Source organism: Bradyrhizobium sp. FW305-F6 (assembly GCF_058782905.1).
On record NZ_JBYSYD010000002.1, the window covers coordinates 885,538 to 905,584 of the forward strand.

Below are 20,047 nucleotides of genomic sequence, written 5' to 3' on the forward strand. Positions count from 1 at the left end.
GTTGCAACCTGCCCGCGCACTTCGTCGCTCTCGTGCCCCGGACGCAACGCAACGCCTCTTCGGCGGTGCGCTGCAGAGCCGGGGCCCATCTTTCCGCGAGCCGTCTGTGCGGCATGTGTCCCGGCTCTGCGCAGCAGCGCAACAGCGCTGCAACGCGTCCGGGACACGAGAGCTTTGGCTGCCGCTAGGGCAGAACCCGCCGTCCGATATTATTCGCGATTGACAAATGCATTCGCTATTATCTAATTTACCGCTACAAAAACCTGCCGCACCAAGCGGCCAATAAGAGAGGAAACGACGATGAGAGGGCTCCTGGCCTGCACGATGCTCGCGGCCATGACTTCCGCGGCGATGAACACCGCCGCCACCGCGCAAATCTCCGACGACGCAGTGCGGATCGGCGTGCTGACGGATCTGTCGAGCTGGGGCCGCGACAATTCAGGGCCGGGCTCAGTCGAGGCCGCGAAGATGGCCGTGGAAGAATTCGGGCCGACCGTGCTCGGCAAGCCGATCGAGATCATCAGCGCCGACCACCAGATGAAGACCGACGTCGGCGTGCAGATCGTGCGCGGCTGGTTCGACAACGGCAAGCTCGACGCCGTCGTCGACATTCCCAATTCCGGCATCGCCATCGCCGTGCACAACATGGTGCGCGAACGTGGCAAGGTCGCCCTGCTCTCCGGTCCCGGCGCGAGCTCGCTGACCGACGAGCTGTGCAGCCCGAACACCGTGCACTTCACTTATGACACCTATGCGCTGTCGAAGGTGACCGCCTCCGCCGTGATCAAGGAAGGCGGCAAGTCCTGGTACTTCATCACCGCGGACTATGCCTTCGGCCAGCAGCTCGAGAAGGACGCCACCCGCTTCATCAACGAGATGGGCGGCAAGGTGCTCGGCGGCGTCAAGCATCCCACCAACACCGCCGACTTCTCCTCCTTTGCGCTGCAGGCGCAGAGCTCGAAATCCGACGTGGTCGCCTTCGCCAATGCCGGGCAGGACACCGACAACGCCATCAAGCAGTCCGGCGAGTTCGGGCTGGTGCAGGGCGGCCAGAAGCTGGTCGGCCTGTTGATGTTCGACACCGACGTGCACGCGATTGGCCTCAAAGCGGCGCAGGGCACCTATATGACCACGGCGTCCTACTGGGCCATGGACGAGGCCACGCGCGCCTGGTCGAAGAAGTTCTACGAGCGCACCAAGGTGATGCCGACCATGATCCAGACCGGCGTCTACGGCGCGGTGCTGCACTATCTCAAGGCGATCAAGGCCGCCGGCACCGACGAGTCCGCCAAGGTGATGGCGAAGATGCGCGAGCTGCCGATCGAGGATATCTTCGTCCATGGCGGCAAGTTGCGCGAGGACGGCCGCGTCATCCGCGACATGTATCTCGCCAAGGTGAAAAAGCCCGAGCAGTCCAAGGAGCCGTGGGACTATCTGGAGATCGTCAAGACCGTGAAGGGCGAGGACGCCTTCCGTCCGGTCTCCGAGTCCAAATGTCCGCTCCTGAAAAAGTGAGGTGAGCAATGACCGGCAACGAGCATAGCGCGAGTGAGACCTACGAGTGCGACGTGCTCGTCGCCGGATCGGGCTGTTCCGGAATGTCGGCTGCGATCACAGCACGGTCGCGCGGCCTCGACGTGCTGATCGTCGAGAAGGAGCCGCGCTTCGGCGGCACCACCGCGCGCTCCGGCGGCTGGCTGTGGATTCCCGGAACGTCGCTGGCGAAGGCCTACGGCATTGAAGAGACGCCGGAGCAGGCCCGCACCTATTTGCGGCACGAGGCCGGCAACAACTTTGATGCCGCGCGGGTCGACGCATTCCTCAGCGCAGGTCCTGAAGCAGTCGACTTCTTCACCAGCAAGACCGCGCTGCGTTTCGACATGCCGCTGGTGTTTCCGGACTATCACGCCGAGGCACCGGGCGGCGCCCAGGGCGGCCGCTCCATGGTGACGCGCCCGTTCGACGGCCGCGAGCTCGGCGACCTCATCAAGACGCTCGGCATGCCGCTGCCCGAGCTCACCGTGTTCGGCATGATGCTGGGAAGCGGCAAGGAGATCATCCATTTCATGCGGGTGACGAAGTCGCTGACCTCGGCGGCCTATGTCGCCAAGCGCCTGTCACGGCATCTGGTGGACGTGCTGCGCTACGGCCGCGGCATGACGCTGACCAACGGCAATGCGCTGGCCGGGCGCCTCGCCAAATCCGCGCTCGACCTGAAGATTCCGATGTGGCTGTCCTCGCCGGTGCGCGAGCTGACGGTCGAGAACGGCACCGTCACCGGCGCGATCGTTTCGCGCGAGGGACGCGAGGTGCGCGTGCGTGCGCGCCGGGGCGTCGTGCTCGCCTGCGGCGGTTTCCCGCATGACGTCGAGCGGCGCAAGAAGATGTTCCCGCACGCGCCGACCGGCAACGAGCATTATTCGCCGGGTCCGACCGGCAATACCGGTGATGGACTTCGTCTGGCGGAGCGAGCAGGCGGGCATGTCGAGGACCGCCTGCCGAACGCGGCAGCCTGGGTGCCGGTGTCGCTGACCACGCGCAAGGACGGCTCGAAGGGCGTGATGCCGCACTTCATCGACCGCGCCAAGCCCGGCGTGATCGCGGTGATGCGCGACGGCAGGCGCTTTGCCAATGAGGGCAATTCCTACCACGACTTCGTCCAGGCCATGGTCAAGGCCGCGAAGCCCGGCGAGGAGATCGCAGCGTTCCTCGTCTGCGATCACAGGACGTTGCGCAAATACGGCCTCGGCTGCGTGCCGCCCTTCCCGATGCCGCTGGGTCATCATCTCAAGTCCGGTTACCTCATGCGCGGCGAGACGCTGGAGGCGCTGGCGGCGAAAGCCGGCATCGATGCCAAGGCGTTCACGGAGACGGTCAAGCAGTTCAATGCGACGGCCCCGCTCGGACACGATGCCACATTCGGCAAGGGCTCGAAGGCCTATAACCGCTATCAGGGCGATGCGTTGCACGGACCGAATCCTTGCGTCGCGCCGATCGAGAACGGCCCGTTCTACGCCATCAAGATGGTGATCGGCGATCTCGGCACCTATGCGGGCATCGTCACCGACGAGAACGCGCGGGCGCTCGACGCCGAAGGCCGGGTCATCCCGGGGCTCTACGCTGCCGGGAACGACATGGCGAGCATCATGGGAGGCAATTATCCCGGCGCCGGCATCACGCTTGGGCCGGCGCTGACCTTCGGCTACATTGCCGGCAGGCATCTTGCCGACAGCGCCGAGAAGCGCGACGCGGCGTAGAGCATGATCCGGAAGAGTGTGCAGCGGTTTTCCGAAGAGATCATGCTCAAAGAAAAACTTGGACGCACGCCAGGAGACTCATGAGCAGGGACAGCCGCGGCATCCAGTCGATCGAGGTCGGCGGCGAATTACTCCGCGCGCTCGCTCGCAGCGGCGAGCCGATGATGCTGCGCGATCTCGCGCGCGAGGCCGGCATGTCTCCGGCCAAGGCGCATCCCTACCTCGCCAGCTTCTCGCGCATCGGCCTGATCGAGCAGGACGAGAGCACCGGCCGCTACGAGATCGGCGCGCTGGCGCTGGAGCTCGGCCTGATCAGCCTGCGCCGCCTCTCTGGCGTGCGTATCGCGCGTCCAAAGATCTCCGCGCTGGCAAGCCAGATCGGACATGCGGTCTCGCTCGCGGTCTGGGGCACGCACGGCCCGACCGTGGTGCAGCTCGAAGAGCCGGCCCAGCCGGTGCACATCGTGATGCGCGCCGGCTCGGTGATGGCGCTGCTGGAGACCGCCACGGGCCGGGCCTTTGCAGCCTTCCTGCCGGAGCAGACGATCAACGCCGCGCTCGAAAGCGGCCTCGATCGTCACGGCGTCGGCTACAATCCGAAGCGCGCCGTGAAGGGCGCCAAGCTCGCGGAGATGCTGACCGAGGTGCGCAAGCATGGCCTTGCCCGCGCCCTTGGCGATCCCCTGCCCGGCGTCAATGCGTTCTCGGCCCCGGTGTTCGACCATTCCGGCCATGTCGCGCTGGTTATCACCGCCATGGGCCCGGAAGGCACGTTTGACGCGCGCTGGGACAGCCCGATCGCGCACGCGCTGCGCGACTGCGCGGGGAGCATCTCGAAGCGGCTGGGTTACGGGATCAATGTTGCGGCGGAGTGAGGCTGTGGATACGCCGTCATGGCCGGGCATAGCCGTCCGAAGGACGGCGTCGCTTTCCGCTTGCCTATGTCCCGGCCATCCACGTAGCACGGAGACTGCCGACAGACGCGGATGCCCGGGTCAAGCCCGGGCATGACGACCGAGAGACAGTGACGCCCCTACGTCTCCTTCACCGGCACCGTGTAGTTCAGGACCAGCCGTCCGCCGTCCGGATAGATCGTCTGCCCGGTGATGTAGGACGCATCGTCGCTGGCCAGGAATGCCACGACGGACGCCACCTCGCTCGGCTCGCCGCCGCGCCCCGCAGGCGTGCGTGACATCACGGTCTTGCGGGCGTCATCCGACGTGTAGATCGACGATTTCACCATGTCGGTCAGGATCGTGCCGGGCCCGACTGCGACGACGCGGATGTTGTGCGGAGCGAGCGCGACGGCAGCGACGGAGGTGAGCTGCTTCATGCCGCCCTTGGACATCGCGTAGGTCGCGAGCGCCGGGATCGCCAGCAGCGCATTCACCGAGGACATGTTGACGATGACCCCGCCGCCGCCTTGCGCGATCATCTGCTTCGCCGCCGCCTGCACACCGAAGAAGGCGCCCTTCAGATTGATGCCGATGATCTCGTCGAATTCCTCTTCGGTGATCTCGAGAATGTCCCGGTTGCGGGCGACGCCGGCATTGTTGACCATGATGTCGAGCCGGCCGAACTCCTTCACGGCGGTTGCGACCAGCTGATCCACGTCAGCGCGCTTGGCGACGTTGCCGACGATCGTGCGCAAGGCATCCGGCCGGGCGAGCTCGGCAGCGGTCGCAGCCAAACCCTCGGCATCGACGTCGGAGATGACGACCTTGACGCCGTCGTCCAGGAATCTCTTCGCGCAGGCCTTGCCGATGCCACGCGCCGCGCCGGTGATGGCGGCAACCTTGCCCGATAGTTTCATGGGTTCACTCCGGAATAGCTGCTCGCGGCAGGCGGACGCTGGATGAGACATCCGGCTTGGGCCGCCGCGAAGCCGAGATGAGCACGGAACCAGCTCTTGATAAAGGCAGCATCGGCCGCGCCCCTCAGAGGAAACGACCGGGTGCAAACGGCGCGAGCTGGATCTCGGGCTGCTTGCCGCTGACGAGCTGAGCGACGAGACGCCCGGTGCGGGCCGAGCCGACCAGGCCGACATGACCGTGGCCGAAGGCATAGACGATGTCGCGCGAAGCGCGCGCGTAGCCGATGCAGGGCCGTCCGTCGGGCATGCTCGGCCGGTGGCCGAACCAGCTCTTGATGCGCGATGGCGGGATCTCCCTCGGCAGGTTAGGGAACATGCCGAGCAAATGTTTGCGAAGGATCTCGGCGCGCTTCCAGTTCGGCGCGGCCTCGAGCCCCGCGATCTCGACGGTGCCGGCGGCGCGCAGGCCCTTGTTTGTCCAGTTCACCACCATCTTGGCGTCGGAGGCCATCATCGAGCTGCGCGGGCCTACTTCCGGATTCTCGATCATCACGTGATAGCCGCGCTCGGTCTCGAGCGGCAAGGGATCGCCGACCGACGCGGTGAGCTGCTTCGAGCGGGCACCCGCCGCGACCACAGCGGCATCGCATGCGATCTCGCCGGTTTCGGTGACGACCGCGACGAGCTTGTCCCCGGCGAGCCTCAAGCCGGTCGCCTTCGCGCGCACGTGCTTCGCACCGCAGGCGAGCGCGTGATTGGCGAGCGCCGCGACATAGGCGCCGGGATCGCGGCAGCGGCCGGCCTCCTCAACCACCACGCCGAAGGTATAGCGCGGATGCAGCTCCGGCTCGCGCTGGCGCATCTCGTCAGCGTTGAGCTCCAGCCATTCGACGCCGACTTTCTTGCGCAGGCGCCAGCCGAGATCGTCGTCGAACTTGTCGCGCGAGGTGAAGATGTGCATCACGCCATTGCGCTCGATCAGCTCGGGGACGCCGGCCTCCTCCGCCAGCTTGCGGTGCAGCAGCGGCGCATCCTTCAACAGGTCGCGCAGCGCGAACGCCGTCGTCTCGACCCGCGACTCGGTCCATCCCGACAGCAGATATTTGACCAGCCAGGGCAGCGCCTTCGGCAAGTAGGACCACCGGATCGCGAGCGGCCCGAGCGGATCCATCAGATAGCCCGGCACCTTCTTCCAGATGCCCGGCTCGGCCGGCGGGATCACCGAATGCGACGACAGCCAACCGGCATTGCCGTAGCTCGCCGCCTGCTCGCCGCCGGGCTCACCGGGATCGATCAGCGTGACGCGATGGCCTTCGCGCAGCGCCTCGATGGCGCTGATCACGCCGACCGCACCGGCTCCGATGATGGCGACGTGGCGTCCGGCCGACATCGCCTTACGCCTTCACCGCGGGCGTGAAATCCTTGCCGACCGAGATCGCGCGGGGATCGATGATGCAATGGAGGATCGACGGCTTGCCCGAGGCCAGCGCGCGCTCGAACGCCGGCGCGAATTCTTCGGTGCGCTCGACGCGCTCGCCATGACCGCCGAACGCCTTCGCATACATCGCGAAGTCCGGGTTCTTGAGCTGGGTGCCGACGACCCGGCCAGGATAGTCGCGCTCCTGGTGCATGCGGATGGTGCCGTATTGCGCATTGTCGACGATGATGACGATCAGCGGCGCATCGTATTGCACGGCGGTCGCGAACTCCTGACCGTTCATCAGGAAGCAGCCGTCGCCGGCAAAGGCGACGACGATTCGATCAGGATATTGCCGTTTTGCCAGGACGCCAGCCGGCACGCCGTACCCCATCGAGCCTGACGTCGGCGCCAGTTGCGCGGCAAAGCTGTGGAAGCGGTGATGGCGATGGATCCAGCCGGCATAATTGCCGGCACCGTTGCAGACGATCGCATTCTTCGGCAGACGGTCGCGCAGCCAGGTCATCACCTCGCCATACTGGAACCTGCCCGGCAGCTCGCGCGCCTTCTCTGTCCAGGCGAGATAATCGGCGTGCGCCTTGGCGGCCTCGCCCTTCCACGCCACCGCGCCCGGAGGCTTCAGCGTCTCGACCGCGGCAGCAAACGCGGCAGGGGTCGCCTGGATCGCCAGATCAGGCTGGTAGATGCGGCCAAGCTCTTCAGAGCCTGGATGCACATGGATCAGTTTCTGCTTCGGATTGGGAATGTCGAGCAGCGTGTACGACGAGGACGGCATCTCCGACATGCGGCCGCCGATGAGGAGAACGACGTCGGCATTCTCGATGCGGGCCTTCAGGCCCGGGCTGGGCCCGATGCCGAGATCGCCGGCATAATGCGAATGGTCGGCGTCGATCAGCGAAGCCCGGCGGAACGAGGTCGCAACCGGCAGGTCGAAGCGCTCGGCAAAGCGGGCGATGCTCTTGGTGGCATCCTCGGTCCAGCGCGAGCCGCCGAGGATGACGAGCGGCGCCTTGGCGGACGCAAGCATCGCGCCGAGCTTCTCGATATCGGCCGGCGCGGGCCAGCTCACCGCCGGCTCGATGCGCATTGCATCGGCGACGGCGGCCGTCTCGGTCAGCATGTTTTCCGGCAGCGCGATCACCACGGGACCGGGGCGGCCCTGCATCGCGACGCGGAAGGCGCGCGCCACCAGCTCCGGAATGCGGTCGGGACGATCGATCTCGACCGCCCATTTCGCCATGGAGCCGAACACCGCCTTGTAGTCGAGCTCCTGAAACGCCTCGCGCTCGCGCATGCCGGTGTCGACCTGACCCACGAACAGGATCATCGGCGTCGAATCCTGCATCGCGATGTGGACGCCATGGCTGGCATTGGTGGCGCCGGGACCACGGGTGACGAAGCAGATTCCGGGCCGGCCCGTGAGCTTGCCATAGGCCTCCGCCATCATGGCCGCACCGCCCTCGGCGCGGCAGATCACGACGTCGATCGGGCTGTCATGCAGCGCATCGAGCGCCGCCAGATAGCTCTCGCCCGGCACGCAGGTGACGCGCTCGACGCCTTGCGCGACGAGCTGATCGATCAGGATCTGGCCCCCGGTGCGGGTGTTGCGGATGGTCATGTCGGCTCCCTCGAGACTCTGGCGCTGCTCTATTTCGGGAACTGGGTAGGACAGGCCGCGAGAGCGCGCAAGATCGAAAGGCTTCTCGCAGCCTGCGCAGGCGTCATGCCAGTCCCTGCTGTTTGCACTACAGCACGTGCGGCGGCCCTGATGGCGAGCTGTGCGATCTTCGTCTACGATCCGACCGAACCAACTCGCCTGGAGCACCGGAATGCAAACCATCGGCCTGATCGGCGGCATGAGCTGGGAGAGCACCGCGCTCTACTACAAGCTCATCAACGAGCGGGTTCGGGATCGCATGGGAAAGCTGCATTCCGCTCCGCTCTTGATGTATTCCTACGATTTCGAGGAGATCAAGCAGATGCAGTACGGCGGCCGTTGGCAGGAGGCGGCGGCCACCCTTGCAGAGGTCGCACGACGCCTCGAAGACGCCGGCGCGCGTGCGATCGTTTTGTGCACGAACACGATGCATAAGCTGGCGCCGGAGATCATGGCGAGCGTGACCGTTCCGTTCATCCACATCGGCGACGCCACGGCGCAGCGGATCCGGACAAAGGGATATCGACGGGTCGGACTCCTCGGCACGAAGTTCACGATGGAGGAAGACTTCTACATCGACCGGCTGCGCGCGCACGATCTCGACGTCCTGATCCCCTCCGCAAGCGAACGTGCGGAGATAAACCGCATCATCTACGACGAGCTCTGCCTCGGCATCGTTACCGATGCCTCGCGCCGTCGCTACCAGGAGGTGATGGCGGCCCTGGTCGCCGGCGGCGCCGAATGCATCATCCTCGGCTGCACCGAGATCACCATGCTGGTCGGCCCGGACGACACTTCGGTCGAAACGTTCGACACCACGGCCATCCACGCCGAGACCGCCGCCGATTTCGCGATCGGATGATCCGTCCAGGCGCGCGGGGCCGGCGTTGTGCCGGTCGACCTGGCCCGCGCGATAAGGGGAGGTGACCGTGGTATCGGCTGGAATTCCATCTGGAATGCTGCACTGCGGCCAAAATCGACGGAAGTCGCGCTTGATTTTTCCCGGTCCTTGCCCCACCCGATAGCGATGGGAAAGGACACCAAGGTCATTGCCGCCAACGCGGCCTTCTACGCCGCGTTTTCTACGGGCGACTTTGCCGGCATGGAACGGATGTGGGCGGACGACGACGCCATTTCCTGCATCCATCCCGGCTGGCCGGCCATCATCGGCCGCGCCACCGTGATCGGCAGCTGGCGCGACATCCTGCAAGATCCGCAGCGGCCGCAGATCGTCTGCGCCGAGCCGCAGGCCATCGTCGACGGCGACAGCGCGCGCGTGCTCTGCATCGAGATCGTCGACGGCACCGCCCTGGCCGCGGCCAATCATTTTCGCCGCGTCGGCGACGACTGGCGCCTGGTGCACCATCAGTCGAGCCCGATCGCGCAGATTGTCGAGCAGGCCGAGGACGATAGAACGAGTCACCGCGTCCACTAAGCACCGCGATCACGCCGGCGTGATCTACTGTGCATGGGGTTGTTTTTCAGTTTTTGGTTGGCGCTGCCGAGTTCCGACAGATCCTCCAACACGGCCCGGGCCCCGGTGAAGTCGTCATCCCGGCAGAACATGCTGCGCGTGATCAGGACCGGGATGCCGGCGCGCGAGGCCGCCATCAGCCCGTTGCCGGAATCCTCGATCGCGACGCAGTCGTGCGCTTCCAGCTGCAACCGCGCCAGGCTCTCGAGATAGACGTCCGGCGCGGGCTTCTTGTGCCTGACGTCGTCGCCGGCGACGATCGCGTCGAAGTCCGCAGCCCAGCCCGTCCCCAGCGCCTGCGACAGCAGCGCATCGATATTGACGTGCGAGGTGGTGGTTGCGATCGCAAGCCGCTGGCCACGCGCCTTTGCATCTGCCAGCAGCTCCGCCACGTCCGGCCGCAACGGGCAGCAGCCGGTCTCGACCAGCCCGGCATAATGCGTGGTCTTGACGCGGTGAAGCTCCGCAATGTCCGCGTCCGACAATGGCGGGGCAGCAACCAGACTGGTGTGGTAGGCGCGCATACGCTCCTTGCCGCCCGTCACCCGCAGCAGATCCCTGTAAACCGCGCGGTCCCATGCCCAGCCAAGACCGTGGCGGGCGAAGGCATGGTTGAAGGCCTGCCGGTGCAGCTCCTCGGTTTCGGCCAGGGTGCCGTCGACATCGAAGATCAGCGCAGCCGCGCGCCGGATCAGATCGGCGGCATCCACTGGCGCCTGAGCGAGCGCGTCTGCCTGCATGGTCGTGCCTCCCTGTGCCAGGCGACCATCGCCGGAGGCGGGAGGCGAGACAAATCGCAATATCTTTTGCCGGACCCAAAAATCTTTTATGAGCAAAAGGCGCGCGACGTTGTGCGTGGGGACTCGACCTGCACGGGAGACGCATGCGGCTCTTCATCCTCGGCCTCGGCTACAGCGCCCGGCACTTCGTCCGCCGACACGGCAGCAGCTTCTCGCACGTCGCCGGCACCGTGCGCGATCCGGCGCAGCGGAACGATCTCGCCGGCCTCGAGGTGCACGCCTTTTCCGGCGAGCCCTCAGGGCGCGAAACGGTGGAACGGGTTCGCGAGGCCGATGTGCTTCTGGTGTCGATCCCGCCCGGGAGCGCCGGCGATCCCGCGATCGCGGCGTTCGGCGACATGCTGCAGGGGAGCCGCCGCAAGGTGGTCTATCTCTCCACCATCGGGGTGTATGGCGACCACGGTGGTGCATGGGTCGACGAGAGCACGCCGCCGCAAGGGACGCTCGATCGCAACCGCATGCGGATCGCCGCGGAGCAGGCCTGGACGGATGCGACGGGCGGCGATGCGGCGATCCTGCGGCTTGCCGGCATCTACGGTCCTGGCCGCAACGCGCTGGCGACGCTGCTCGCGGGAACGGCGCGGCGCATCGTCAAGCCGGGACAGATCTTCAACCGCATCCACGTCGACGACATCGCAGGTGCGATCATGGCCGCCGTCCATCGTCGAGGCGGCGGCATCTGGAACGTCTGCGACGACGAGCCCGCGCCGCCGCAGGACGTGATCGCCTATGCCGCGCAGTTGATGGGCGTCGCGCCGCCGCCCGAAGAAGTGTTCGCGACCGCCGAGATGTCGGTAATGGCCCGCAGCTTCTATGCCAGCAGCGCCCGCGTATCCAATGCGAAATTGAAACGGGAGCTCGGCGTTACGCTCGTCCACCCGACCTATCGGCACGGTCTGGACGCGCTGTGGCGTGCAGGGGCAGATGGCGCGCGCGACTTAACCGTCTAGCTGCATTGCAGCGCAACATCCATTAACCGAGAAAGCCGGTTCTTTTGCGGGCGATCCGACGGCCCCGGTGTCGCGGTGATTGCGCCTGTTCGCACGCGCGACAGGCTCTGCACAACAAATGGCAATCACGGCGCCGCAACGACACATCATCTTGCTCGTCTATCGCATCTCCTCGCCAATCAGTGCGCAGACCGTCGCCATTTGAGTGAAATTTTCAGATGATCCGGTGCGTGCAATTTACTCGGCCTTTCTTTGTGACACCCTAGTTCCACGGCCGGAAGTTTCATCACCGGAAACGGAGAAGCTCTTCCACCGACGCGCGATGGCCGCCGACGGAGCGCGCGAGCGGGTTTCATTTTCGTTCATTCACTGTGCCGTTTAGAGCCAATTGAATAAGCGTTTATCGACCTGGAATTGAAATGAAGTTGGCCCGTGAATCGATTGAACTGCTGGAGCAAGTTGCACGAATCCTGTGGTTTGAAGGCACCAAGCACGGCCTGCGCGACCGCGAATGGATGGCGTTGCGCTTCCTCTCTCGCGCCAACCGATTTTCCCGAACGCCGTCGGCGCTGGCGAGCTATGTCGGCACGACGCGTGGCACTGCCTCGTTCATCATCGGCGAGCTCGAGCGGCTCGGCTATCTCGAGCGAAAGCGCTCGGCTACGGACAAGCGGTCGGTGATGCTGAGCATCACCCAGCAGGGCAAGAAGTTCCTGACGCGCGATCCCGTCAACGTTCTCGTCGAAGCGATCGCCGTTCTCGACGACGACGTCAAGATCCGCTTCCGCGACACGTTCCGGCACGTGCTGGACCATTCGGATGCCGCCGAGCAGCGGCACCACACCGACGTCTGCAAGCGGTGCATCTTCCTGCGGGAAGATCGTAGCACCACGGACGTCAAGGCAACCCTCGAATTCAGCTGCCGTCTGTTTCGCGCGCCGATCGCGGAGGCCGAGATCGACCTGCTATGCACCAGCTTCGAGCATCACCGTCATTAAGGAACGCGATCAAGGCGTGGCCTTGCGTGAAGAATAGACCACGCCACCACCGCTGAGATCCACCGCTAGCCGTCCGTTCTCGCTCCTGATCTCTTCGATGCGGCCAAGACCCGGCACCTGTTGTCCCAGCACCGCCTCGATGACGCCGTTCGGGCCTTGCAGGATCGCGATCCCATCATAGGCCTGACGAACCGACCAGCCCTTGATCGTCTTGCGCGGCGGCGACGCGCGCTCGGGCGCAGGGACCGATCCCGTGAATTCGGGCGCGGCGGCCGACGCCATCATCGGCCCTTGCTGAGGCACGGGCTGCGGTTGCACCGCTGCCGGCGCGGAAGCCTGGGCTTGCACCTGGGCGAGCTTGTCGAGCTTCGCCGTCGAGGCCGAGCTCACCCGCTCGATCCGGTCCAGGTTCTCGGCAAACCGGCCGAAGCGATCGTTCGTCACCTTGCTCGACTGATCGACGGCGGTACGCAAGCCGTCCAGATTCTCGGACACGCCCGATATTTGCTTGCGCAGTTGCGCGACGGTCTCGCGCAAATTCCTGATCTCCACCGAAGACGCAGCGTTGCTCTGCGCGGGCTGGGTGGTGAGATAGGCGATCACGCCGGTGCAGGCGCACACCACCAACATGGCAGCGGCTGCCAGAGTTGCGAGCGGCGCGACCCATGTCGGACGAGGTGGCGGCGGCTTTGCCACGATCACGGCAGGCTTGATCACTGCCGGGGCAGGTTTCGGGATCGCCATTTTGTCGAGGCGCGCCTTGGCACGAATACGCTTCAAGCCCTCGAGTGCCTCCTTTGCGAGAGCTTCGTCGCTCGACGCGGCCGATACACGTTTTGCGCTTGCGGCAGGCGTGGCCGTCCGCGTCGAGCCGTCCTTAGTATCGCTCGCCTCCGGTCCCCGCTTCGCCGCCGTTGAAGCATCCGCGGTCGCGTTGGGACGAGCCTGTCCATCGGACAACATGTGAAGATGCTCCGTTCGGGTTCGATCTGTCGAAGGATGACGTTATTTGCCGAAGCTTGCCTGAAACGTGCGCATCGAAACTTTTCATCGCACGATGCGCCGCCTCACGAGTCGATCGCGTCATGCACGTGGCGATAGTGCGACTCGAAAGACACACACTCGCCAAGTTTTCACCAAGCTCGAGTCCTCGCGCGACATGAGTCGAATTGCCGCACGTGGAAAAGTCGGCCCCGAAGTCAATTTCAGATTGAAGATGCGTCAATGTACCCGACCGGGGGCACCACCCGAAATAGCTGTAATCCTACGGGGATGCGGAACTATACAACCATTAGGGTGCAAAACTAGTTCGCGATCCAAATCAACTGATGCGATTGAATACATCAGAAACAACCCGAAACGAATCAACAGCATCAAGCACGTATAGCAATCGCTTTCTTCCACGCGCTTGATCGGGATTCGGCAATTGTTACGGTCCTACTCAAGTGATTCTCGCCAGTCGGCGAGGTGAGCGACACGGTTCAGCAGTGTTTGGACGCGATGAGCAATTCGGCGCAGCTGTTCTAGGTCCGTTTCTCAATCCGCTCCGCGGGGTGGTCCGTAACAAACCCGCCGAGCCCCACACAGTAAGCGTTTCAGTATCGAGTTGAAGTCACAGGCCTGCGAGACGCAGGCACTGAACGCGTAGGGCTGCCCGCGAATATCGAAACCACAACAACGGTTCGCGGGATGGAATGTCGTCAAACAGCATCGTTGCCGAGCCGGGGCATCACAACAACCAGCCGGCCGCAACAAGTGCGAAACAGGGGCGAAAGACTGATGTATATTATCGTTGATGATCGCGAGAGCGTCGCAAACAGCTACGTCGGAGGGCTGGTTCGCGAAGGCGTGTCGTCGATCGGCTTCTCCTCCGGGGAATTTTGGGATTGGCTGCAATCTGCGAGTGAATCCGATCTGGCTGCGGTGGACGCCTTTCTCCTCGGGGACTGCGATGGCCGTGGAAGCCTGCCGCGAGCCATGCGCAAGCGATCCTCGGCTCCCATCATCGCCATGAGCGGCCAGAGGATGCTCAAGAACACGCTCGAGCTGTTTGAGGCGGGTGTCGACGACGTCGTGCACGTGCCGGTTCACCTGCGTGAGATCCTGGCCCGAACGGCTGCGATCGCGCGGCGCCGGGTGGGCGAACTGCCGAGGCCCTGCGAGAGCAGGATCCAGGTCTTCTTCAACGGCCGAGACCCCGAGATCGCCGGCCACGCCCTCACCCTCCCCCGCCGCGAACTGCGCATTCTCGAATATATGGTCGCCAACCACGGCAAGTGGATCACGAAGACGCAGATCTTCAACGCGATCTACGGCCTCTTCGAGTCCACCTTCGACGAGAGCGTGATCGAGAGTCACGTCAGCAAGCTGCGCAAGAAGCTCCGCGACCGCCTCGGGTTCGACGCGATCGTCGCCCGCCGTTACGTCGGATACCGCCTCAACATCCCGGCCGGCGAGCCCCTCGAGGAGCCGTTGCAGGAGCTTGATGAGGTGGGCATCCTCCTGAACAGGGCGCAAGCCGCTCCGGCGGCCTACCCGGCCGGCGCCTGACGGTCCACAGCGTGATGGCCGGACTTGTCCCGGCCATCACTCCTTTCCACGGGCATGACGAGCCTTGTGAGCCTCACCCAAAAGGCGAGGTGTCCTATCTGGAAGCGGTTTCGCGCGCGGCCATCCTTCGAGACGCCCGCCCTCGGCGGGCCTCGGGACGAGAACCGGGTGCATCGTGCTGGTCTTGGTGGACTCCGGCGTTCATGTCGCGCACAGCGCCTTATGCGATTGCCTTGCCCGCAAGGCAGGAGGGACAGAAAGAGTCTTGCTGCTGACCGAACTGAATTGGTCGTCCAGCCCCCGCCCCCCTCTACGGCTTCTGCTGGAATTCTTCCCTTGACACGTAGTTGAAGTCCTCGACCAGGACGTCCTGGACGATGTCACCCTGCATCCGTTCGTTGACGCGCTGCTTGATGGCTGTCGTCAAGACGGAAAGGTCGTAACGGGCGAGCCTCCTGAAGTCGAGCCGGTCGTCGGCATAGATCCGGCGGAAGGCCTCGTCGACGACGAACGGCTCCGGCGGAACGTTCAACTGCTGCACGGTGCGCCCTTCGATGGTGTAGACGAAGCGCGCGACGATGTAGCCCTGCACATTGCCGTTCTCGACCATGGGCACGCTCAGCGCCCGCGTCTTGTGATATTGCAGCCCTTCCAGATATTCGTCCTTTGCCGGCAGCAGGCTGCCCTTCTCCTTCCAATAGGCGACGGCATAGCTCGTGCCCGCAGTGAGGATGCATACCCAGAGCCCGGCCAACACCAGCCTGATCATCTTCCATCCTGCGCTGCACGACCGGTATAGGTGCCGTCCGACTCGGCCTCCTTGATCGCCTTGACAATGATGCCGGCGACTTCGCGCACCGCATCGTAGTGCATTTCCAGAATCGAACGATTGCGCTCGAGCTTCTCGCGCAGCCGCCGGATCTCCTCGGTGATCTCGACTTCGCCGCCGAGATGCATCCCAGCCCGCATGAGGCGGACGAACTCGAGCATGCCGCGGCTCTTCCGGGCGCTGAAGTCGTCGAAATCGATCTTCTGGCTCGTCGTGAGCGCGGCCGTCTCCTCCTCGACGATACTGGCGAGACGGCGGATTGCGGCCAGCAAGCCGCCTATCTCATCCGATCTCGCCGCATCCGCGCCCTCGACCACGGCCTCGTTGCCTGCGATCGGCAGCAACACGGGCAGCAGCGCTTCGCCTGGTGCTTCTGTCCGCGTCAGTCCGGTGTCGGCTAGTGCCTGGTCGATTGCCATGGCCGCCGCGCCTTCTTGTGTCTGCATAGAAAATTCACCCCTCAACTTCTGTCAACCGTTCGCGGATCATCATCCGCCCTTCGCCCCGGCATCCGATCCCGCCGGATGTGCGGCGGCGAGCTGCTTGGCGATGCCGATGCCCTTGCCCTTTGCCAGCTGGCTGCCGAGCTGCTCGGCAAGCATCGACTTCCAGATGCCGCCGGCAGTGCCCTTGCCGAAGACCTCCTCCGATTCCTTCGGCAACATCGTCTCGACGAAGGTCTGGAGGATGAAGGCCTCGAACTTCCGGTAGACCTCGCCGGAGGCCGGCGCCTTGATCACCTGCACCGGGGCCCCGTTCACTGCACCCGACTGTGCCTCGGCGGCATTCGCCGCGGCTTGAACGGCGGTCGTGGCCCTGGCCTTGCCGGTTTCCGCGTCCATCGTGGCGGCGAAATCGGCATCCGATGCTTTCAGCGCATCGAGCTTCGCGGTCGCCGCGCGCTGCGTCACGGGGTCCGCGGCTTCGAGAACGTCGAGGACGAGGTCGGTCGTCGCTGTCACGATCATGTCTTGTTCCGGTTGGCTGGCGGTGGCGTCCACGCATGCACGGCAGGGTTTGTTCCCGTCATCTCCTCGAGGGAGCGCTTCTCGGCGTCGCGAAGCTTGTCGGCGAGCGCCGCCTTCGCGACCTCCTCGAGTTGCTTGACGCGACGGCTCTCGCGACGAACCTGGTCGAGCTGCTGCGCGGCCTCTGCCTGGACAGCGCGCGCACCGACGCTGGTCGTGTTGAGGCGACGCGCGATCGATTCGCTCGACGATCCCGCCGGGGGCGTTCCATGGTTCAAGGCTCCGACCAGCCATTCCTGCTCGTCCTCCAGGCTGCGCTCCCGCTGCCGCAATTGCGCGAGCTGCCATTCCGAGAGCCGAAGCTGGAGCTTCACCAGGGAGACCAGCCGGCCGAGCTTGTCCGCGCGCGACGTCATCACCGGGTCACTCCGCCAGCCAGGAGGAGACGCCGAGCATGAACTGCGTCAGCAGCTCGTCGCTGGTGAGGTAGAGCAGCAGGAAGCCGCCGAACAGCACGAACGGCACCGAGATGAAATAGACCGGGATTGCCGGCGTCAGCTTGTTGATCAGGCCAATCGCCAAATTGACGATGACCGAATACACGATGAAGGGGCTCGAGATCCGCAGCGTCAGCACGAACGCTTCGGAAAGGCGGCCAACCAGCAGGTCGAGCGCCACGCTGCCGCCGAGCCTGTTGCCGGGCTGCCAGACCTCGTAGGAGTTCATCAGCCCGCGCAGGACCTGCCAGTGCTGGTCGGTCATGAAGAACAGCGTGGTGACGGCCGCCATGATCAGCGGCACCAGCGCGGGCGCCGGATCCGTGTCGCCGATCGGGGTACCCGGAATATTGCTGAGCCCGATGGCGCTCGCCATCATGGTCGCCATGGTCTGGAGCGCGAGGAAGAACATGCGCCCGCCGAGCCCGATGACGCTGCCGACCAGCAGCTCCGAGCAGATCAGCAGCGCCAGGGTCAGCGGCGCCGCATTGTCGGTGAGCGGTTTCAGGACCGCGATCAGGATCGGCGTCAGCGCAAAAGTGGTGACCAGCGCAACGAACAGACGCACCTGCGGCGGAACGTTGACGCTGGAATATCCGGGCACCAGCATCAAGCAGGCGCCGATGCGGCAGAACACGATGAACGTCACCAGCACGCTGTCGGCGAGCCCGGAGATCACGATATGGCTCCGAGGGCCCTGATCTCCGCGCTCCGGGCAACTTCGACGTGCGACAGCACCGGCAGGGTCGGGAACACCCGCTCCAGGATCATCCGGACATAGGGGCGGGCTTCGGGGGTCACCGCAAGCACCAGGCTGGTGCCGCTCTCCGTGAATTTGCGGATTGCGGCGCTGGCATCGGTCGCGAATTGCTCGATCAGGCGCGGGTCGGCGTCGAACTCGACGACGTCGCCCTTGGCATCGCGCTTCAGGCTCTGGTGGAACGCGAGATCCCAGCGATTGCCCAGACGAAGCACGTTGAGCACGCCGTTGTCGGAGAGATCGCCGCAGATCTGCTGGGCAAGCCGCGTGCGAACGTGCTCTGCAACCTGCTCGGAGCGCCGCACATGGGGCGCGATCTCGGCGATCGCCTCGAGGATCAGGTGAAGATTGCGAATGGAGACGCGCTCGGCCAGCAAAATCTTAAGGATCGCCAGCAGGCCGGAATAGGAGATTTGCGACGGGCAGAGATCCTCGACCAACCGCTTGTATTCGGGATCAAGCCGGTCGAGCAGCGCGCGCATATCCTTGTAGGACAGCAACTGGGCGAGGTTGGCCCTGATCACCTCGCTCAAATGCGTGAGCAGCACCGAAAGGTTGTCTACCGGCTTGCAGCCCTGCCGCTTGACTTCGTCGGTGAAGGCTTCCGTCACCCACAGCGCCTTCATGCCGAAGGCAGGCTCGATCACCTCGTCGCCAGGCACGTCAGGCTTGCCGTCCTTGTCGACCAGCACCAGCACCTCGCCGAGCCTGAGCTCGCCATGGGCGATGCGGGTGTCGTGGATCCGGATCTGATAGCTCTTGGGGTCGATCGACAGATTGTCGGTGAGCTTGATCTCCGGAATGACGAAGCCGTACTGCTTGGCGAACTTCTTGCGTATCTTGGCGACGCGGTGAGCGAGCTCGGTGCGCGAGCCCAGCAGATGGACCGAAAGATGGCCGCCGAGCGCCAGCTCGATCTCGGCGGTCTTGAGCTGCTCCTTGACGGATTCCTTGGCCTCGGCCTGGGCGCGCTCGTCGGCCTTGGATGCCGCCTCCTTGCGCTCCCGCGCCGCCTGTCGCCTCGGCAGCGAATAGCCGACGAAGGCCATGAGGCCGCCGAGCAGAACGAACGGCGCCATCGGCAATCCCGGCATCAAGGCGAGCACGAACATCATCAGCGCGGCGGCCGACACCGCGCGCGGATAGCCGCCGAGCTGCCGCAGCACCGCCTGTTCCGCCGACCCCCTGGTGCCGCCCTTGGAGACCAAAAGACCCGCCGACAGCGACACGATCAGTGCCGGCATCTGCGACACCAGACCATCGCCGACGGAGAGCTTGGTGTAGACGTCCGCGGCGCGCGACAGCGTGAGCCCATGATGGGTGACGCCAATGACGATACCGCCGAAGATGTTGATCGCTGTGATGATGAGACCGGCGATGGCGTCGCCGCGGACGAATTTCGAGGCGCCATCCATGGCGCCGAAGAATGCGCTCTCCTCTTCGAGCTCGCGCCGCCGGCGCTGGGCCTCCTTGTCGTCGATCAGGCCGGCAGACAAATCCGCATCGATCGCCATCTGCTTGCCGGGAATGGCGTCGAGAGTGAAGCGCGCGCCGACTTCGGCGATGCGGGTCGCCCCCTTGGTGATCACGACGAAATTCACCGTGACCAGGATGGCGAAGATGATCAGGCCGATGACGAAGTCGCCGCCCATGACGAACTTCGAGAAGCCGGCAACGACGTGGCCGGCCGCGTGCTCACCCTCCCCGCCCCGCGACAGGATCAGACGCGTCGTCGCGATGTTCAGCGCCAGGCGCAGGATCGTGGCGATCAGCAGCACGGTCGGGAAGGCCGAGAAGTCGAGCGGCCGCTGAATCCACAGCGCGACCATCAGGATCAGCGCCGACAGTGCGATCGAGAAGGCGAGGCCGAGATCGATCAGGATCGGCGGAATCGGCAGGAACAGGATCGTGAGCATGGCCACGATGCCGGCCGCGAAGAATGCGTCCGCTCCGAGGCGGCGCGGATTGGGCAGGCTGGCAGCTAGCGTATCGGCCATGGGTCACCGGCAGAGGGGTCCATCGATAATCTGCCGCGCAAAGCTTACGCGAGGGTGGT

At 64.9% G+C, this 20,047-nt stretch carries 19 protein-coding genes; 8 read left to right on the forward strand and 11 right to left on the reverse strand.

The window, feature by feature from the left end:
* The first annotated feature begins 300 nt into the window (after nt 1–300).
* The 3 genes from AC3WLX_RS15475 (at nt 301) to AC3WLX_RS15485 (ending at nt 4,132) form a co-directional block, all read left to right on the forward strand.
* A complete protein-coding gene (locus tag AC3WLX_RS15475; protein ID WP_492336595.1) occupies nt 301–1,515 on the forward strand; it encodes an ABC transporter substrate-binding protein in 1,215 nt (404 codons plus the stop codon).
* An 8-nt stretch (nt 1,516–1,523) separates the two neighbouring features.
* Entirely contained in the window at nt 1,524–3,257 is a 1,734-nt protein-coding gene (locus AC3WLX_RS15480; RefSeq protein ID WP_492336596.1) for an FAD-dependent oxidoreductase, read from the forward strand.
* Nucleotides 3,258–3,337: 80 nt separating this feature from the next.
* Nucleotides 3,338–4,132, forward strand: a complete 795-nt coding sequence (locus AC3WLX_RS15485; RefSeq protein WP_492336597.1) for an IclR family transcriptional regulator — start codon at nt 3,338–3,340, stop codon at nt 4,130–4,132.
* A gap of 158 nt (nt 4,133–4,290) precedes the next feature.
* Here the strand turns inward: AC3WLX_RS15485 and AC3WLX_RS15490 are convergent, their stop codons facing one another.
* From AC3WLX_RS15490 to AC3WLX_RS15500, 3 genes are all read right to left on the reverse strand, one after another.
* The gene (locus AC3WLX_RS15490) at nt 4,291–5,070 is read right to left on the reverse strand and encodes an SDR family NAD(P)-dependent oxidoreductase (protein WP_492336598.1); all 780 of its coding nucleotides are present in this window, start codon (nt 5,068–5,070) and stop codon (nt 4,291–4,293) included.
* A gap of 124 nt (nt 5,071–5,194) precedes the next feature.
* Complete coding sequence (locus AC3WLX_RS15495; RefSeq protein WP_492336599.1) at nt 5,195–6,460, reverse strand: NAD(P)/FAD-dependent oxidoreductase; 1,266 nt, start codon at nt 6,458–6,460, stop codon at nt 5,195–5,197.
* 4 nt (nt 6,461–6,464) lie between these two features.
* Complete coding sequence (locus tag AC3WLX_RS15500) at nt 6,465–8,126, reverse strand: thiamine pyrophosphate-binding protein (protein ID WP_291622549.1); 1,662 nt, start codon at nt 8,124–8,126, stop codon at nt 6,465–6,467.
* Between the two features lie 211 nt (nt 8,127–8,337).
* Between AC3WLX_RS15500 and AC3WLX_RS15505 the strand changes: the two genes are divergently transcribed.
* Together AC3WLX_RS15505 and AC3WLX_RS15510 are read left to right on the forward strand one after the other, a co-directional pair.
* Nucleotides 8,338–9,027: an aspartate/glutamate racemase family protein gene (locus AC3WLX_RS15505; RefSeq protein WP_492336600.1), complete on the forward strand. Its 690-nt coding sequence runs from the start codon at nt 8,338–8,340 to the stop codon at nt 9,025–9,027.
* A gap of 165 nt (nt 9,028–9,192) precedes the next feature.
* Nucleotides 9,193–9,600: a nuclear transport factor 2 family protein gene (locus AC3WLX_RS15510; protein ID WP_291622545.1), complete on the forward strand. Its 408-nt coding sequence runs from the start codon at nt 9,193–9,195 to the stop codon at nt 9,598–9,600.
* Here AC3WLX_RS15510 and AC3WLX_RS15515 read toward each other — a convergent pair.
* A complete protein-coding gene (locus tag AC3WLX_RS15515; protein ID WP_492336601.1) occupies nt 9,597–10,379 on the reverse strand; it encodes an HAD family hydrolase in 783 nt (260 codons plus the stop codon). The genes AC3WLX_RS15510 and AC3WLX_RS15515 overlap by 4 nt on opposite strands.
* 143 nt (nt 10,380–10,522) lie before the next feature.
* On the opposite strand from AC3WLX_RS15515, the gene AC3WLX_RS15520 reads away from it, so the two are divergent.
* On the forward strand, nt 10,523–11,389 hold the full coding sequence (locus tag AC3WLX_RS15520; protein ID WP_492336602.1) for an SDR family oxidoreductase: 867 nt from the start codon (nt 10,523–10,525) through the stop codon (nt 11,387–11,389).
* 419 nt (nt 11,390–11,808) lie between these two features.
* Nucleotides 11,809–12,387, forward strand: a complete 579-nt coding sequence (locus AC3WLX_RS15525; protein ID WP_492336603.1) for a MarR family winged helix-turn-helix transcriptional regulator — start codon at nt 11,809–11,811, stop codon at nt 12,385–12,387.
* A 9-nt stretch (nt 12,388–12,396) separates the two neighbouring features.
* Here the strand turns inward: AC3WLX_RS15525 and AC3WLX_RS15530 are convergent, their stop codons facing one another.
* A complete protein-coding gene (locus tag AC3WLX_RS15530; protein WP_492336604.1) occupies nt 12,397–13,350 on the reverse strand; it encodes a hypothetical protein in 954 nt (317 codons plus the stop codon).
* Between the two features lie 816 nt (nt 13,351–14,166).
* Here AC3WLX_RS15530 and AC3WLX_RS15535 point away from each other — a divergent pair.
* Nucleotides 14,167–14,937: a winged helix-turn-helix transcriptional regulator gene (locus tag AC3WLX_RS15535; protein ID WP_291622535.1), complete on the forward strand. Its 771-nt coding sequence runs from the start codon at nt 14,167–14,169 to the stop codon at nt 14,935–14,937.
* A gap of 310 nt (nt 14,938–15,247) precedes the next feature.
* Here AC3WLX_RS15535 and AC3WLX_RS15540 read toward each other — a convergent pair whose 3' ends face one another.
* From AC3WLX_RS15540 to flhA, 6 genes are read right to left on the reverse strand one after another with little or no spacing between them, the layout of a single operon-like run.
* Nucleotides 15,248–15,706, reverse strand: a complete 459-nt coding sequence (locus tag AC3WLX_RS15540; RefSeq protein WP_492336605.1) for a hypothetical protein — start codon at nt 15,704–15,706, stop codon at nt 15,248–15,250.
* A complete protein-coding gene (locus AC3WLX_RS15545; protein WP_291622531.1) occupies nt 15,703–16,212 on the reverse strand; it encodes a flagellar biosynthesis protein FlgN in 510 nt (169 codons plus the stop codon). Before AC3WLX_RS15545 ends, AC3WLX_RS15540 begins: the two co-directional genes overlap by 4 nt.
* Nucleotides 16,213–16,254: 42 nt before the next feature.
* The gene (locus AC3WLX_RS15550) at nt 16,255–16,734 is read right to left on the reverse strand and encodes a rod-binding protein (RefSeq protein ID WP_291622529.1); all 480 of its coding nucleotides are present in this window, start codon (nt 16,732–16,734) and stop codon (nt 16,255–16,257) included.
* Nucleotides 16,731–17,150 carry a hypothetical protein gene (locus AC3WLX_RS15555; RefSeq protein WP_492336606.1) on the reverse strand — a complete coding sequence of 140 codons (420 nt, stop codon included), beginning with the start codon at nt 17,148–17,150 and terminating at the stop codon, nt 16,731–16,733. Before AC3WLX_RS15555 ends, AC3WLX_RS15550 begins: the two co-directional genes overlap by 4 nt.
* Nucleotides 17,151–17,157: 7 nt before the next feature.
* Nucleotides 17,158–17,910, reverse strand: a complete 753-nt coding sequence (gene fliR, locus AC3WLX_RS15560) for a flagellar biosynthesis protein FliR (RefSeq protein ID WP_492336607.1) — start codon at nt 17,908–17,910, stop codon at nt 17,158–17,160.
* The gene (flhA, locus tag AC3WLX_RS15565) at nt 17,907–19,988 is read right to left on the reverse strand and encodes a flagellar biosynthesis protein FlhA (RefSeq protein ID WP_492336608.1); all 2,082 of its coding nucleotides are present in this window, start codon (nt 19,986–19,988) and stop codon (nt 17,907–17,909) included. Before flhA ends, fliR begins: the two co-directional genes overlap by 4 nt.
* Between the last annotated feature and the right edge of the window lie 59 nt (nt 19,989–20,047).